Source organism: Paenibacillus sp. FSL R10-2778, from assembly GCF_038593035.1.
Taxonomy (GTDB): Bacteria; Bacillota; Bacilli; order Paenibacillales; family Paenibacillaceae; genus Paenibacillus_AQ; species Paenibacillus_AQ odorifer.
Map to the genome: position 1 here is coordinate 4,700,338 of NZ_CP151956.1, position 15,063 is coordinate 4,715,400.

Here is a 15,063-nt window from a genome sequence, read left to right on the forward strand (position 1 = left end):
TCCTTTGTTAAATAACCAATTAGAAATTATCTCTAGTCATAGGATGCAGCAGGTCTACATGGCCCATTAGACTTTCTACCTTTTCACCATCAACTAAAACTTCGATACTTTTTACTTCCGCAAATTGAAAATAAGTTTTGGCAAGTGAAGTAATGGCAAAGGATTCTCCGCCCGCACCAAGTTGAGCTTCATCTGGTTTATGGATATCCATTACGATTTGACCCTCTACAAACTTCAATGATTTCAGTTCAATTTTGCCCCATAAAGGTACAAGATCTGTATTCTCACTACTTTGCAGTGCTTTGAACGTCTCTGTATATTTCTCCACATCATCAGAGTAGTTAATCGTTGTTTTAGCAGGCACTAAGTCCATAATTTGCGAATCTGTGTAATAAACTTCAATACTCTGTCTTTGCTTTTGTGTCTCATTTTCTACCGGCTTCGAAGACGGTTGAGTTTCTGCATTAGTATTATCTGCTGTCGGTTGCGGAGTGCTAGCCACTTCGGTTTCCTGATCATCAGACGGAGCTGGGGTACTTTCTCCCGCACCACTTACAACGTTTGTAGTATCTTGCTCCACTCCATTAGCAGGAGCTGCAGTAGGCTTATCTCCACAGCCAGCAATCACTAGCAGAAGCAGCGCAGCAACCCCAACCATCGTCCATTTTTGTTTAAACATTAATAAACGCCTCCTCTAGATGAATACGGGCAGACAGGTACCGCAAAACCACTTCTTGCCTTTTTATAGATAAAAGCAGAAAGCTGACTTTGCGGCGCTCGTCTGCCACTGGTCTGTTATTTTATACCCAAATATTCCTTGATTCCACTCACTATTGAAGCAGCAACTTTGTTTTGTAATGCTTCCGTAAAGAGCAATGTCTCATCCTTCTTATTGCTAAGGTATCCTACTTCAAGTAGAACAGCAGGCATTTTCGTTTCACGAATGACATGGAAATTCCCGTATCGTACACCGCGATCACTAAGCCCTGTAGCCTCAACAAGATACTTATGCATTACTTTTGCTAAGGCCTTACTGGCTTCCCGCTGATAATACGTTTCTGTCCCGCTTGCCGCAGAAGATGCGGAACTGTTGGCATGTACAGAAATGAATAGATCTGCTTTTAGATTATTAGCCATAGCCGCTCTATCCTTGAGCTCCAAGAATGTATCGTCACTGCGTGTCAGTACGACGTCGATATTACTTTCTTTTTTCAGCAATGCTGCTGTCTTAAGTACTATAGCTAAATTAAAATTCTTTTCGTATTTTCCTGTTACTCCTACTGCACCAGAATCTTTAGCTCCGTGCCCTGCATCCAGTACTACTAGCTTCTTGCCATCATTACCTGGCTGTGTTGAAGTATCATCCGTACTTTCTGCATTCAGGTCAATGATAACCAACTTAGAATCCGTCCCAGATACGCTGATGTTATAATTCTTAGGATAATTCAAATCAATTACAAAACGTACAGTATAAGGATTGGAGCTATAAAGCGAATACCGGACGCCTGATACATCAGGATAATCCTTCACTTCCAGTTTACCATTCAGATCAGGATCAAGAACTTGTCCCGTCCCAAAAAGATCTGAGAAAGTGGCATTAGGAAAATCAATCACTAACCGATCCGGCCCTGTCATTACACTTACTTTTGGCGCGGAATTACCTTCCATCGCAATGCTCAAACGATTCTCACTAAAGCTCAAACCATTTATCATGGTTAAATTCTTAGTAGGATCTACCGGTGGAACAACAACCTCAGATCCACCATTTCCAGAGTTTCCATTTGAACTTCCGTTTTCATTTGAGGATCCTGGGGTAATGAGGTATACGATCTTCTTCGCATTATCCCAAGTGACGGTGAGACCGAACTGTTCACTTATGAACCGTATAGGCACAAGTGTCGTATCACTCCGCAGGACAGGCGCAGTGCTAAGCTGTACTGTTTTGTCATCAACCGAAGCCGTCTTTTGATTAACAATAAGTTTGATGACCTTACCTTGCTGTTCAATCGTCACCGTTTTGCTTTTTTGATCCCAGCCCACGGTATAACCAAGACTCTCGGAGATCAATCTCAACGGTACCATGATAGTATCATTCACATTTTCAACCGGTACTTTTTGCCCTGCAGTAATCTCTTTGCCGTCTAGATAAATCTTGCTATTCGCGGCAGCAGCATGTCCATGCTCAGGCAAAACCAACACAAAGAGCAACAAAAACAACATCAAACTGAATTTCTTCATTCTTCACCTCTAAGAATCTAGTATTCGCCTGTGAATGGCGATCGTGGTGCCCCTGTCTCCGTCAACCTCAGACCTCTATTAGACGCTGGTAATCTATAAAGGTTGCGAATATATTCCATAAAAATTGAGAAATCTCACCAACCTCAAGTGTTAAAGCCCCAGATATTCCTTAATTCCGGCAACAATTTCTCTCGCTAATTTCTCTTGAAGCTGCTCACTATACATCGCCGATTCATTCCCTGAATTTGTAAGATATCCTACCTCTAGCAAGACTGCTGGCATTGTGGTTTCCCGTGTAACATGAAGGCTTTTCGTACGAATCCCGTTGTCTTTAAAACCAGTAGCGGCTAATAAATGCTTATGCATAATCTGAGCAAGCGGCAGACTATCACTGCGAGAATAATAGGTTTCACTGCCATTTATTTTATCTCTATTTGGATATCCAACCTCTAGCGAATTCGCGTGCACTGAAATAAAGAGATTCGCTTTAGCAGCCTCCGCAATTTTCACGCGATCCTGAAGCCCCAATGTAGCATCGTCAGTTCGAGTAAACACCACGTCAACTAATGTTTCCTGCGTTAACAGCGTTTGTACTTTGCGGATGACGGCCAGATTGAAGACTTTTTCCAGCTTTCCTGTGAGACTGACAGCTCCTGATTGAGTTCCACCATGACCCGCATCTAGAACTACAATTGGCTTACCTAACGTTCCATTAGCCCCTGTGGTGTTGCCTCCGCTGTTAGTTACATTCAAATCAATCGTAACCAGCCCGGTGCTTTCATCCGTACTAAGCTGGTACGGTTGATTTCCAACCGTTTGAATTACGAATCTGACAGTGGACGGACTCACACTGAACAGTGCATAACGGATCTCAGAAACGAGCGGGTAGCCGGCAACGTCCAGCTTACCTTGTGGACCGCCAGTGGTGGTAACACCCGTAAGACTTCCAATGAAATTCGGATCGAACGCAGCACCCGGAAAATCTACGACGATTCGATCAGGATTGCTCATTTTTGTAACGTTTGGCTTAGTAGCCCCCGACACAGCGATAATAAGTCGGTTCTCAGTGAATACTGCCCCGTTTACTAGAGGGCCTGTTGGAATTCCTGCTGTGCTTCCCGGTACCGTAGTTGTTTGTGGAACTGGTGTCGGGCTGGGTGAAGTTACTACACTGCCAGCCGTTGTCCCGTTGTCACTTCCCGGCGTAGCACTTGGAGTTGGAGCAGGTGTATTAGTTGCTGTTGGATTGGTAGTATTCCCCTCAGGTGTCATTGCAGGATTGCTAACTTGTCCACCTGTCAAATAGACGGTTTTATCAACATTATCCCAGCCCACCTTTAAGCCGAACTGCTCGCTTACGAAACGAATTGGAACGAGTACTGTGCCGCCACTCTGCTTAGGAGCTGCATTTAAATCAAATGTCACCCCATCTGCATCAGCTGTTTTCCGTCCTACCGCCAGCTCAATGCTTTTACCATCCTGGTGAACGGTTACTTTCCGGGTCTGCTGCTCCCATAACACCTCGAATCCAAGATTCTCTACTACCACTCTGACCGGAATCATAACGCTACCATTTACATTTTCGAGTTTAATTCCTTTTGGCAAAGCAAGTTCCTGATTGTCCATAATAATTCTGCCTGTGCTGCTACCAGCTGCGGCAGCTTCTTGTCCGGTGGATGTTAAAAATAATAAAGGCAGTAACAAAAGCAGCAATACACGAAGCCCAGCTCTTCTCATTCTCATTTTCCGCTCCTTCTGCAAGTAATAGATCCTAGATAAGTATTTAGACGACAGAAATCACCAAATGTTTCCTTAATGACCAATGAATATATCGATTATAGCAAAAAAACTTCTATTTCCGACACCCGGAAATAGAAGTTTTGCGTATTTTTTGTAAAGTTTAAGAATCAGACCAGTTATATCCTCTTTTTAAGAGAATAGCTTTGCAGCATGACGCTCTTCATAAGCAGCAATTTCATCCGCATGTTGAAGGGTCAAACCGATATCATCCAAGCCTTGCAGCAGGAATTGACGACGGTGCTCATCCAGATCAAAGCTGATGCTCAGTCCGAATTCATCTTGTAAAGCATTGTTCTCAAGATCAACTGTCAGCTTGTAGTCCTCATGCTCAGCTGTCCGTTTGAACAATTCATCCACTTGCTCTTCCGAAAGCTTAATCGGCAGAATGCCGTTCTTAAAGCAGTTATTGTAGAAGATATCCGCATAAGAAGGTGCAATTACAACTCTGAACCCGTAATCCATAATCGCCCATGGTGCATGCTCCCGAGAGGATCCACAGCCAAAGTTAGCGCGTGAGATCAGAACAGAAGCCCCTTGATAACGTGGTTTATTCATTTCGAAGGCTGGATTATCATTACCTTCTTCATCAAAACGCCATTCATAGAACAAAAACTGTCCAAATCCCGTCCGTTCAATCCGTTTCAAAAACTGTTTTGGAATAATCGCATCCGTATCTACATTTACCCGGTCAACTGGTGCAACAATTCCTGTTAATTTTTTAAAAGCATCCATAGTTTTATCCTCCCGTGTTCTCTCTAGTTCTATGAGCTGACGGCTTCCGTCTTATAATTCCAATCACGTACATCAGTGAAACGACCTTTGATCGCAGCTGCGGCTGCCATAGCTGGAGATACAAGATGTGTACGTCCTCCGCGTCCTTGGCGTCCTTCAAAGTTACGGTTCGAGGTAGATGCACAGCGTTGTCCAGGCTGCAGAACATCCGGGTTCATGGCCAAGCACATGCTGCATCCCGCTTCACGCCATTCAAAGCCAGCGTCAGTAAAGACTTTATCAAGTCCTTCTTTCTCAGCCTGCATCTTAACACGGCCCGAGCCTGGAACAACAATGGCAGTAACCTTTTCAGACACCTTATGACCTTTAGCTACCACTGCTGCAGCTCTCAAATCTTCGATCCGCCCGTTAGTGCAGGAACCGATAAATACATAATCGATCGGAATTTCAGAAATAGGTGTTCCAGGAGTCAAATCCATATATTCAAGCGCTTTTTCAGCAGCTTTACGTTCATTTTCAGTGGTGAAGTCCGCCGGATTCGGTACGCTGGAGTTGATGTCAGTACCCATACCCGGGCTAGTACCCCAGGTCACTTGTGGAATCAATGTTTCCACATCAAATTCAACAACCGTATCGTACTGGGCGCCCTCGTCGCTTACAAGACTCTTCCATCCTTCTACAGCAGCATCATAAGCTTCGCCTTGTGGTACGTATTGACGTCCACGCAGATAATTAAAAGTAGTTTCATCAGGGGCAATCAAGCCAGCTCTTGCTCCGCCTTCGATCGACATATTGCAGACAGTCATACGTTCTTCCATCGACAATTCACGAATAGCTTCGCCTGTATACTCAATTACATATCCTGTGGCAAAATCAGTACCGTACTTAGCAATAACACCAAGGATCATATCCTTTGCTGTTACGCCAGGGTTGCGTTTGCCTGTAAAGCGTACTTCCATAGTCTTAGCTTTGGATTGCTGCAAACATTGGGTAGCCATTACATGTTCAACTTCACTAGTTCCGATACCGAATGCCAGCGCGCCGAATGCACCATGCGTGGAGGTATGGCTGTCGCCGCAAACGATAGTTTTTCCAGGATGTGTCAAGCCGATTTCAGGACCCATTACGTGTACAACGCCTTGATCAATATCGTTCAGATCGAACAGCCTTACACCAAAATCAGCACAGTTCTTAGAAAGGGTATCAATTTGTTGTTTGGAGATTGGATCTTTAATGTTAAAACGATCTTTAGTTGGTACGTTATGATCCATCGTTGCGAAAGTCAGCTCAGGACGGCGAACCTTCCGGTTGCTGAGACGAAGACCTTCAAATGCCTGCGGAGAAGTAACTTCATGAACCAAATGCAGATCAATATAAATAATGCTAGGTTTACCTTCCTCTTGATGAATAACGTGATTCTCCCAAATCTTTTCAAACATTGTCTTGTTGCTCATAATTTCACCTCATTAATAGAATCGTTCATTGGAAGAGAGCGTGGAGTCTCTCTTGAATGATCTAAATATAACACCCCTGTCTTTATAATTCCAAGATATGATATCTATAAAAGTGATAGTCTGAACCTATAAGCTGAGTTAGGGTGTGTTGGAGGTATATTAGAGCGATGTGCAAGCGCGATGTGCAAGCGCGATGTGCAAGCAGGATGTGTTGGAGCGTTGCGCAAGCGCGATGTGTTGGAGCGTTGCGCAAGCGCGATGTGTTGGAGCGTTGCGCAAGCGCGATGTGTTGGAGCGTTGCGCAAGCGCGATGTGTTGGAGCGTTGCGCAAGCGCGATGTGTTGGAGCGTTGCGCAAGCGCGATGTGTTGGAGCGTTGCGCAAGCGCGATGTGTTGGAGCGTTGCGCAAGCGCGATGTGTTGGAGCGTTGCGCAAGCGCGATGTGTAGGAGCGATGTGCAAGCGCGATGTGTAGGAGCATTTAGTTGTATTTTGTACATCTATATTCCTGTGAATCATTCGTTAATGAATATAACTGTATTTTGTGCAGCTATTTTCTTGAATTATCGCCCTTTAGCTGACAACACTAGTTTTTAGTTGTATAGAATACACTTAAAACCAAAATGATCCCTTTTGCATACGAAATAGCTGTACAGAATGCAGTTATCTCTCATAGCTACCCTCAAGATCCGGCGTTAAAAATATACCGTGAGAGGATATCGGATACTTCGGTCAGTGTGGAAGGGTTACTCTCTTGAAATCAGGCTCAGCAAATCCTGGGGAGTGATGAAGTGAATGCTCTTTCGGGTTGCCTATACAAAACTATAATCCAATAGGATATACTTATAAGTAAATCATTTCCCTAAGGAGTCCATATATGGAACTGAGACAACTGCAGTATGTGCTGCAAATCGCAGCCGAAAAAAACTTCTCACGTGCAGCGGACAAGCTGCATATTGCCCAGCCCTCGCTCAGCCAGCAGCTTTCCAAACTGGAAAAAGAGCTCGGCGTAATGCTTTTTCAGCGTAATACCAGCTCAGTTGAGCTGACCTACGCAGGTTCTAAATTCGTTGAACAAGCCCAGATTATCATTGACGCAGTGGAGCTGCTGCGACAAGAGATGTCCGACATATCAGAACTGCGCACTGGACGTGTAGTTGTGGGCAGTATGCCGATTACAGGTGCACATCTTCTGCCGCATGTGCTTCCAGTTTTCAAACAAAATTATCCTGAGGTAGAAATTACGCTGCTAGAAGACTCGTCGATGAACCTAGAGAAGCTCACGGCAAGTGGTCAGACCGATTTAAGCCTGCTCTCCTTACCCCTCGAAATTCCTGCTCTAGCTTATGAAGAGCTTGGAGAGGAAAGAATTGATCTTGCCGTCCCTCCTGAACATCCGCTCGCTAAACGAATCTTAGATGGAACACGGACCTCACTTGAAGAGCTTAAGGACGAACCTTTCATCGTACTTAAGGAAGGTCAGGGCTTCCGCAAAATGACTGTGGAGCTGTGCCGGAAAGCCGGATTCGAGCCACGAATCGTTTTCGAGAGCAATAATATGGAAACCGTTCAATCCCTAGTGGCAACAGGTATGGGCGTGACTCTTGTTCCTCGTTTTATCGCTCGTGCACCGCGAAGTGAATTTGTTCCAGTCTACTTACCGCTCGCTGATCCAGTGCCTAGTCGTACGCTAGTTGTAGCATATCGACGCGGACGATATTTATCCAAGGCCGCAAAGGCTTTTGTAGAAACATTCAAATCAACCGTGTCTGAATTAACGGAAGAATAGAATATATACAAATAAAGTGCCCCAGTAACCATTCGCGTGGTTGCCGGGGCACTTTTTCAGGTAAACCTCTTTTAACAGTACTAGATTATTTACGCAAATTACGCTGTGTAATCAGGCGGTTCTGATCATCCGACACACGTGCTTTACTTGAATCAGTCAATCCCTTATCAACTGGAGCCCCGGTGTGCTCTTCCACAAATTCACGAGTCACACTATTCTGAAGCTCTGCTACTTCGTTTGAATCTTGATTCTGTCCCTGCTCGGCATTGTTGTCTTTAGTCAATTTAATCCACCTCCTGGTAACAGATTATAAGTTCTTTACCCCTTCTCTTTGAGGTTAAACATAATATATAGAGCTTTCTGCATGAAGAAATATATCCTACGTTTTCCCTTTGCAATGCAACCAGCTCCATGGTATTCTATTGAAAATAAGTGAAACGTGCAGACGGGACCAGTAAGAATGAGTCTAACCGCGCCTAGAGAGTAGATTCCGACAGGCTGAAAGAATTTACCGCGGTTTTCGTTCCGAATCCTACCCCCGAGCGGCCTGTGTCTAACAGGACGGATCCTCCCGTTATGAGAATGAAGTCGGATGATCCCTCATCAATGAAGGTGGTACCGCGGAAGTTTATAAGCTTTCGTCCTTTGCTAAGTCTAAGGATGGGGGCTTTTTGTTGTTTTCAGGACTTAATAAACGAAGAGGATGTGGATAGAAATGACGACGCGAATCGTGGTCAAAATAGGCAGCAGCTCGCTGACCGGACCCGAGGGCGGTTTGAATCGTGAAGCAGTCTCCTTTTTTGCCTCAGAGATTGCCGAGTTGAAGAAAAACGGCTGTGAGGTGTTGTTAGTAACCTCTGGTGCGGTAGCCGCAGGCTTCCGCAGTATCGGTTATCCAGCACGTCCGAAGCTGCTACATGAGAAGCAGGCCGCTGCGGCTGTGGGTCAGGTACTGCTGATGCAGGCTTATCAGGAAGCTTTTGCCCAGCATGGAATTACTACCGCGCAAATATTGCTGACTCGCACCGATTTCTGCAGCCGCAGAGCCATGAATAACGCTATGATGACTGTAGAAGAGCTACTTCGCCAAGGAGCGGTGCCCGTATTTAACGAGAATGACACTGTCTCCGTAGATGAACTGAAATTTGGCGATAATGATACCCTCTCTGCGCTCGTAGCCAACCTGTTAAAAGCCTCTAGACTGCTTGTCTTAACCGACATGGATGGTTTATACAGTGGAGATCCCCGCAAGCATCCGGATGCTGTCCGTTATCAGTTCGTAGATGACATTACACCAGAGATATATGCTATTGCTGGTGGAGCTGGCTCTAGTGTTGGAACAGGCGGTATGCGATCCAAAATCGATGCGGCCAAGATTGCTACTCGGGGTGGTGTTCCTGTCTTTGTCGGGAGAGCCACCGAACCTGGTGATTTACAGCTTGCTGCAACGGGAGAAGGCAGGGGCACTTATTTTGCAACGAAGCTATCCTCTCTTCCCGTCAAAAAACAATGGTTAGGCTTTATGTCTACCCCTCTCGGCTCCCTATACGTGGACGAAGGGGCTGTAGAAGCTTTGCTACATGGCGGACACAGCCTGTTGCCTGTAGGCGTCAAACAGACAGAAGGTAGTTTTCACGCAGGAGATGTTGTAGAAGTCCTTGGACCCGACTCCAAATTGCTTGGACGTGGGATTGTAAATTACGATGATGCTCAGCTGCGCAGCATTCAAGGTCTGCCAAGCCGTGAAATTGTACCGAAGCTGGGAGAAGTACACCGGCTTGAGGTCATTCACCGTGACGAATGGATTACACTGAGATAAGCATTTTTTTCAATTCAAATATAGGGAGGAAACGTCATGAGTGAAGTTATTAATAAGAGTAAATTAGCCAAGGAGACAACAGGAGTTCTAGCAAGCTTAACAACTGGCCAGAAGAATGAAGCACTGCTGGTCATGGCCGATGCACTTCGCCGCGAAGCTCCCGCCATTATCACCGCCAATGCGGAGGATTTGGAACGAGGAAGACTTAATGGAACTCCGGAATCCATGCTCGACCGGCTGGCATTAGATGTTGACCGGATTAACAGCATTGCCGAAGGCTTGCAACAAATCGCTGTATTACCGGACCCTATCGGTGACACGCTAGAAAGCATTGAACGTCCTAACGGCCTCAACATCCAGAAGCTGCGTGTTCCGATTGGTGTGATCGGCATCATCTACGAAGCACGTCCCAATGTTACTGTTGATGCTGCGGGTCTATGTCTCAAAACCGGCAACGCTGTTGTGCTGCGCGGGGGGTCCTCTGCCCTGTCCTCCAACCGTAAAATTGTCGAGGTTCTGCACAATGCTCTTGCTGAAACCTCAATGCCGCCTAACGCGCTTCAGCTGATTGAAGACCCAAATCGTTCTTCAGTAGATGAAATGCTAAAGCTGAACGGACTTTTAGATGTGATTATCCCGCGCGGAGGCAGCTCTCTTATTCAAAATGTAGTCCTTAACGCAACCGTTCCCGTAATTGAAACTGGAGCAGGCATCTGCCATACTTATCTCGATGCAACTGCCTTGCCAGAAATGGCACAGAACATTAGTTTAAATGCCAAAGCTCAGCGCCCTTCGGTATGTAACTCTATGGAAACACTACTCGTTCATCAGGATTACGCGAGCAAATATCTGTTATCCTTAGCCGAAGCATTCCGTGAGGTTCATGTAGAACTTCGTGGCTGTCAACAAACCATCTCTCTTGTCCCATGGGTATTACCTGCAACCGTAGAAGACTACGCTACAGAATACAATGATTATATCCTTAATATTAGAATCGTCAGTGATTTGGAAGAAGCTATGCAGCATATCGCCCAGTATGGCACGAAACATTCGGAATGTATCGTAACAGAAGATCAGGAGAACTCCACACGCTTTTTACAAGAAGTGGATGCTTCCGCTGTTTATCACAATGCCTCAACCCGCTTCACGGATGGCTTTGAATTTGGATTCGGTGCAGAGATTGGTATTAGTACCCAGAAACTCCACGCTCGTGGCCCGATGGGTCTGCCTGCACTAACTTCAACCAAATATAAGATCTACGGAACGGGACAAATTCGGGGTTAGTATACACGTTTAAGTATTCTATCACACAACTTTAGGAGGATTTTAGCCATGTGTCAGCAACCTTCAGTTCCACTCATGAATCATAATATTGTTTTTTATGGCGCAGGCTCCATGGCAGAAGCCATCGTTCGCGGGATGATTAGCCGCAATATCGTGAAGTCCGATAATGTCATCATGCTCAATCGCAGCAGCAGTGAACGTCTGGCAGAATTAAAAAGCCGTTATGGTGTAATAGGCACGAATGATCCCGAACAAAAAATAGAATACCTACGTAACGCACCAGTAATAGTACTGGCAATGAAACCTAAAGATGCTGCAGAATCCTTACGCGGACTAGGCCCGCTTCTTTCTCCGGATCAGATTGTAGTTTCTGTCATTGCAGGTCTATCTATTCGAACCATGCAAGGTTTACTTGGCAAAGCACAGCCTATTGTTCGCACAATGCCTAACACCTCCAGTTCCATCGGTCTGGGTGCCACTGGTCTAGCCTTCTCCAAAGAAGTAGACGAAAGAGGCCGTCGCCTTGCTCTTAATATCTTTGAGGCTGTCGGGCTTACAACAGTCATTGATGAGGAACGTATGGAAACCTTGACCGGAATTTCAGGCAGCGGGCCTGCGTATATCTATTACATGATGGAAGCCATGATCGCCGCTGGTATCCGTGGTGGGCTGCCACTTGATCAAAGCACCGAATTAACTGTTCAAACTGTGCTGGGAGCTGCCCGAATGGTACAACAGACGGGAGAAGAACCCGCAGCACTTCGTAAGAAGGTTACTTCCCCTAACGGTTCAACACAAGCAGCTATAGAAGTGCTTGAACGAGGGGAATTCTTTGAAACTGTGATTGCTGCCGTTAACCGATGTGCCGAGCGCTCACGTGAAATGGGTGCTGCCCTAGAGAAAGAGCTTCGTTCTTAACCAAAAAAAGATCGCAGCCCATCCCCTCATCGGGTGGGAAGCGATCTTTTTTTACCTTGTTACAACATTTCCATAATTATCTCTTACGATTACCTTTAGATTTACAGGAGCCGCAACGGTCACGTTCAACGCATTCCTGGAGTTATCGAATACTAGATGTCTAGGTATGTCTCCTAAGATAACGTAAAATGTGTCTCCGACTTGCTTAGTTTGCAACAGCCGCTTCTCTTGCTCTTGCTTGAGTTGCCCTTCTGCCGTGGAATAACTCCCAAATACATTCAACTCGTTCCCAGCCGTTCGATCAACCATAATTCCATAAGGTTCGGCAGCCTGGATTATAAGTGTACCTACACCCTGTGGAACATTCCCCTTCCATTCCGGCAAGGAATAATTCTCCTCCGTAGATGAGATCACATGTCTAAGTTCCTGTGTTAATCCTAAAGAGCTGACTCCTGCGAATACTAAACAGCACACTGCCAGAAATCCGACGAACAGAACACTTAGCACATCATAGTACATTTTCCCTTTACCACGGAACCATAAGGTGTAAATTACAATTTCTAAACCAAGTAAGATAAAAATGAGCGGCCACCAAGCAAGCGTTGTCTCGAACACATCCGCTCCTTTCCACTGCGAGACCATTATTAATGCCCCGAGAAATAAAAGGCTCAGTCCCATCGACAACGTACCTACACGCCAACTTCTAGATTTCCCTTCGTTCACTGGAAACTCGCTAGTTACCATGACTCCCGGCTCTACTTCTATTGGATTATTCAAGATTGACCCCCCGCCCCTTTTCTACCTTTATTATTCTTACTTCCAGTCATCAGCTTCACCCCTCCACCAATCAATAACACGGATACGACAATGGTCTTAAAATATTCATTTACGCGATATTCCAGCCGCCATTCTGGAAATCTGATATCGATGGCAGGAACTGCGACATTCACAACAATAAAGTATAATCCGAGGCACATCAGGACTGCTCCGAGCCAGCCTTGATGATTTAAGAAACCTTCGATAACCGGCTTATCCTGCAAAGGTTCACGTCCATATCGGCTAACTAACTGTAAGCCATCGAATAAGCTATAGAACCAAATGACCGGGATAAGGAAAAAGAGCAATGTTAACCGCAATAGATCCATGACATAAATACTTCCTAAGAAAAGAAGCATGAGCTGGAGCCCTCTTTTTTGCAGTCCCAGATACATCTGTCCAGCACCAGGAAATGCGGATAGTAATGTCGCTAATACTTTGCTGCGTCGTCCTTCCTCACGTCCAGCCTCCATCTCTTCGAATAATGTGCGGTCAACAAGCATTTCTCCTGCTTGTTTACGATGGATCAACTGAACTGCATCAAACATGCAATACAGCCAAATTACTGGCAATACTCCAAACAGCAGCAAAAATGCATCACTCGAAGTAATTCCAGCCAAGAATAACATAACGGTCATGAATCCGAAAAATGAAATCAGAAAGGATAGTCCACGCTGCATCAGCCCCATATGAAAATGACCCAATCCAGGAATGAAAGACAATAAGATGACATGCACACGTTCATTATCCTCCGTCTTTACGGGCATAGTAGAACTAAAATCCAGCATTGATCCATCAGGTGCTACAATTGGAGTGGGCATTTGCAGTAATTTAATCACCAGATGAATCATCGAAAGGATCCATAGAAGTAAGAATCCGATCACGCCCAATGCCAGAATTCCCTCATCCCCTTCCGCCATAGCGATTAAGAATGACATAAATAACACACCAAAGCTTAGCAAAAAATAAACAATCCCTTGTGGGCGTCTTCCCATATAATAATGACCTGCTCCAGGAATCATATTAAGAAAAAGACCCTTAATTTTATTACGCTGCTGTTGCATTGTTCATTTCTCCTCTCATTTCTGTCTTCCGTCCATAATCCGGCTCAACCATCCGCTGGTGGCTTGCATGAATTGTTCGCTATAAGATGGCGAATTCTCTTTCTTAGGGACAACAAGCTCCATTTCACCCGTGAGTAACTTATCAAACATCCCGGAAGACATAATCAACAGCGTTAACGAAGCAGCAACGGCATAATGAAAGATTGTTTTTTCATACCAGCGATAACGCCGTGATCCTTCTTCTTGCCCCGCTACTTCTTCTATGACTACTGAAGATCTCACCGTAGCCACCCAATCTCCCATAACTCTCTCTGTAAAAACAGACGAATTCTCCAATGAAGGCAGATCCTCCTTTAGCTCATCCAGCATCTCCATATATGAAACAAATATGTCTTCATCCTCGAGCAGCATTTGTTCCCATTCTTCTCGTTCTATACTATCTTCTTGCCCTTCAAGATAAGCTTTTGCCTGCTCGCGGCGAATTAAGTTTTCTCCACTCTTCATCATAGCCATTCGTCCTCCTTCCAATGTTTTCGCATCCATTGTCTCGCCCTATATAGTCTGGACTCCACCGTCTTCAGAGTAATTTCATTTTCAGCAGCAATTTGCTCATATTTTTTATTTTCCAGATAATAAGCCACCATAATTTCCCGATGACCCTCCGGTAAATTGTTGATCTCACCCGACAGACGATTCATCCGGTCACGACGGACAACAGTGGCTAGTACATCCTCCTCATTAGAAGGTGTCTGGCTCAGCACAAGCTCATAGTCAACAGGTAACTCTCGTAGCCGATCACGTTTACGTTTGGCATCAATAGCCTTATTTAAGGCGATCCGCGTAATCCATGATTTTAAGCCTTGATAACGGTAGTCAGGGAGAGATTTATACATCTGAAGAAAAGCTTCCTGAGCAGCGTCTTCAGCCCCTTTGACTTCACGTAATACAGAATAGGTGATTTTGTATATATGCTGACTGTATGTATTTACAAACTGACGAAACGCATCTTCGTCTCCTTGGCAAATCCGCTTGATTAATAGCTCTTCCTCAATGACTCTCCCCTCCTTCCCACAGCAATAGACGCTGAGTTCTTCGCCTACCCCTGCACTTATCTAAAAAAATAAAAAAAGAACCGTACAGACTCTAGCAA

14 protein-coding genes are annotated in these 15,063 nt (G+C 45.2%); 4 read left to right on the forward strand and 10 right to left on the reverse strand.

What is annotated here, in order from left to right; translation table 11 throughout:
• Positions 1-19: 19 nt before the first annotated feature.
• From NST40_RS21210 to leuC, 5 genes are all read right to left on the reverse strand, one after another.
• Entirely contained in the window at positions 20-679 is a 660-nt protein-coding gene (locus NST40_RS21210) for a GerMN domain-containing protein (protein ID WP_342409986.1), read from the reverse strand.
• A gap of 116 nt (positions 680-795) precedes the next feature.
• Positions 796-2,238 (reverse strand): N-acetylmuramoyl-L-alanine amidase family protein, encoded by a 1,443-nt coding sequence (locus NST40_RS21215; protein WP_076276719.1) that lies wholly within the window; start codon positions 2,236-2,238, stop codon positions 796-798.
• Between the two features lie 150 nt (positions 2,239-2,388).
• On the reverse strand, positions 2,389-3,981 hold the full coding sequence (locus tag NST40_RS21220) for an N-acetylmuramoyl-L-alanine amidase family protein (RefSeq protein WP_342409987.1): 1,593 nt from the start codon (positions 3,979-3,981) through the stop codon (positions 2,389-2,391).
• A 186-nt stretch (positions 3,982-4,167) separates the two neighbouring features.
• Positions 4,168-4,770, reverse strand: a complete 603-nt coding sequence (gene leuD / locus NST40_RS21225; RefSeq protein WP_076127570.1) for a 3-isopropylmalate dehydratase small subunit — start codon at positions 4,768-4,770, stop codon at positions 4,168-4,170.
• A gap of 29 nt (positions 4,771-4,799) precedes the next feature.
• Positions 4,800-6,224, reverse strand: a complete 1,425-nt coding sequence (leuC, locus tag NST40_RS21230) for a 3-isopropylmalate dehydratase large subunit (protein WP_339244204.1) — start codon at positions 6,222-6,224, stop codon at positions 4,800-4,802.
• An 876-nt stretch (positions 6,225-7,100) separates the two neighbouring features.
• Here leuC and NST40_RS21235 point away from each other — a divergent pair.
• On the forward strand, positions 7,101-8,012 hold the full coding sequence (locus NST40_RS21235) for a LysR family transcriptional regulator (RefSeq protein WP_076101451.1): 912 nt from the start codon (positions 7,101-7,103) through the stop codon (positions 8,010-8,012).
• Positions 8,013-8,097: 85 nt separating this feature from the next.
• Here the strand turns inward: NST40_RS21235 and NST40_RS21240 are convergent, their stop codons facing one another.
• On the reverse strand, positions 8,098-8,295 hold the full coding sequence (locus NST40_RS21240) for a hypothetical protein (RefSeq protein ID WP_076192175.1): 198 nt from the start codon (positions 8,293-8,295) through the stop codon (positions 8,098-8,100).
• A 432-nt stretch (positions 8,296-8,727) separates the two neighbouring features.
• Here NST40_RS21240 and proB point away from each other — a divergent pair, with 432 nt between their 5' ends.
• The 3 genes from proB to proC are packed head-to-tail and all read left to right on the forward strand — an operon-like array spanning position 8,728 to position 12,033.
• Complete coding sequence (proB, locus tag NST40_RS21245; protein ID WP_076101454.1) at positions 8,728-9,831, forward strand: glutamate 5-kinase; 1,104 nt, start codon at positions 8,728-8,730, stop codon at positions 9,829-9,831.
• 36 nt (positions 9,832-9,867) lie between these two features.
• The gene (locus NST40_RS21250; RefSeq protein ID WP_076276716.1) at positions 9,868-11,115 is read left to right on the forward strand and encodes a glutamate-5-semialdehyde dehydrogenase; all 1,248 of its coding nucleotides are present in this window, start codon (positions 9,868-9,870) and stop codon (positions 11,113-11,115) included.
• A gap of 48 nt (positions 11,116-11,163) precedes the next feature.
• Positions 11,164-12,033 carry a pyrroline-5-carboxylate reductase gene (proC, locus tag NST40_RS21255; protein WP_076134661.1) on the forward strand — a complete coding sequence of 290 codons (870 nt, stop codon included), beginning with the start codon at positions 11,164-11,166 and terminating at the stop codon, positions 12,031-12,033.
• Positions 12,034-12,084: 51 nt separating this feature from the next.
• On the opposite strand, the gene NST40_RS21260 is transcribed toward proC, so the two are convergent.
• From NST40_RS21260 to NST40_RS21275, 4 genes are read right to left on the reverse strand one after another with little or no spacing between them, the layout of a single operon-like run.
• Positions 12,085-12,810, reverse strand: a complete 726-nt coding sequence (locus tag NST40_RS21260; RefSeq protein WP_339244206.1) for a hypothetical protein — start codon at positions 12,808-12,810, stop codon at positions 12,085-12,087.
• The gene (locus tag NST40_RS21265; protein ID WP_076127557.1) at positions 12,807-13,913 is read right to left on the reverse strand and encodes a hypothetical protein; all 1,107 of its coding nucleotides are present in this window, start codon (positions 13,911-13,913) and stop codon (positions 12,807-12,809) included. The genes NST40_RS21260 and NST40_RS21265 overlap by 4 nt, the downstream gene beginning before the upstream one ends.
• Before the next feature lie 15 nt (positions 13,914-13,928).
• Complete coding sequence (locus tag NST40_RS21270) at positions 13,929-14,426, reverse strand: hypothetical protein (protein ID WP_143761903.1); 498 nt, start codon at positions 14,424-14,426, stop codon at positions 13,929-13,931.
• Positions 14,417-15,025, reverse strand: a complete 609-nt coding sequence (locus tag NST40_RS21275; protein ID WP_176462568.1) for a sigma-70 family RNA polymerase sigma factor — start codon at positions 15,023-15,025, stop codon at positions 14,417-14,419. The genes NST40_RS21270 and NST40_RS21275 overlap by 10 nt, the downstream gene beginning before the upstream one ends.
• Between the last annotated feature and the right edge of the window lie 38 nt (positions 15,026-15,063).

Bases quoted from the DNA above. Each gene is read 5' to 3' on its own strand.
- NST40_RS21215 (WP_076276719.1), bottom strand. From the start codon at position 2,238: ATGAAGAAATTCAGTTTGATGTTGTTTTTGTTGCTCTTTGTGTTGGTT.
- proC (WP_076134661.1), top strand. From the start codon at position 11,164: ATGTGTCAGCAACCTTCAGTTCCACTCATGAATCATAATATTGTTTTT.
- NST40_RS21235 (WP_076101451.1), top strand. From the start codon at position 7,101: ATGGAACTGAGACAACTGCAGTATGTGCTGCAAATCGCAGCCGAAAAA.
- leuC (WP_339244204.1), bottom strand. From the start codon at position 6,224: ATGAGCAACAAGACAATGTTTGAAAAGATTTGGGAGAATCACGTTATT.
- leuD (WP_076127570.1), bottom strand. From the start codon at position 4,770: ATGGATGCTTTTAAAAAATTAACAGGAATTGTTGCACCAGTTGACCGG.
- NST40_RS21250 (WP_076276716.1), top strand. From the start codon at position 9,868: ATGAGTGAAGTTATTAATAAGAGTAAATTAGCCAAGGAGACAACAGGA.
- NST40_RS21220 (WP_342409987.1), bottom strand. From the start codon at position 3,981: ATGAGAATGAGAAGAGCTGGGCTTCGTGTATTGCTGCTTTTGTTACTG.
- NST40_RS21270 (WP_143761903.1), bottom strand. From the start codon at position 14,426: ATGGCTATGATGAAGAGTGGAGAAAACTTAATTCGCCGCGAGCAGGCA.
- NST40_RS21265 (WP_076127557.1), bottom strand. From the start codon at position 13,913: ATGCAACAGCAGCGTAATAAAATTAAGGGTCTTTTTCTTAATATGATT.
- NST40_RS21210 (WP_342409986.1), bottom strand. From the start codon at position 679: ATGTTTAAACAAAAATGGACGATGGTTGGGGTTGCTGCGCTGCTTCTG.
- proB (WP_076101454.1), top strand. From the start codon at position 8,728: ATGACGACGCGAATCGTGGTCAAAATAGGCAGCAGCTCGCTGACCGGA.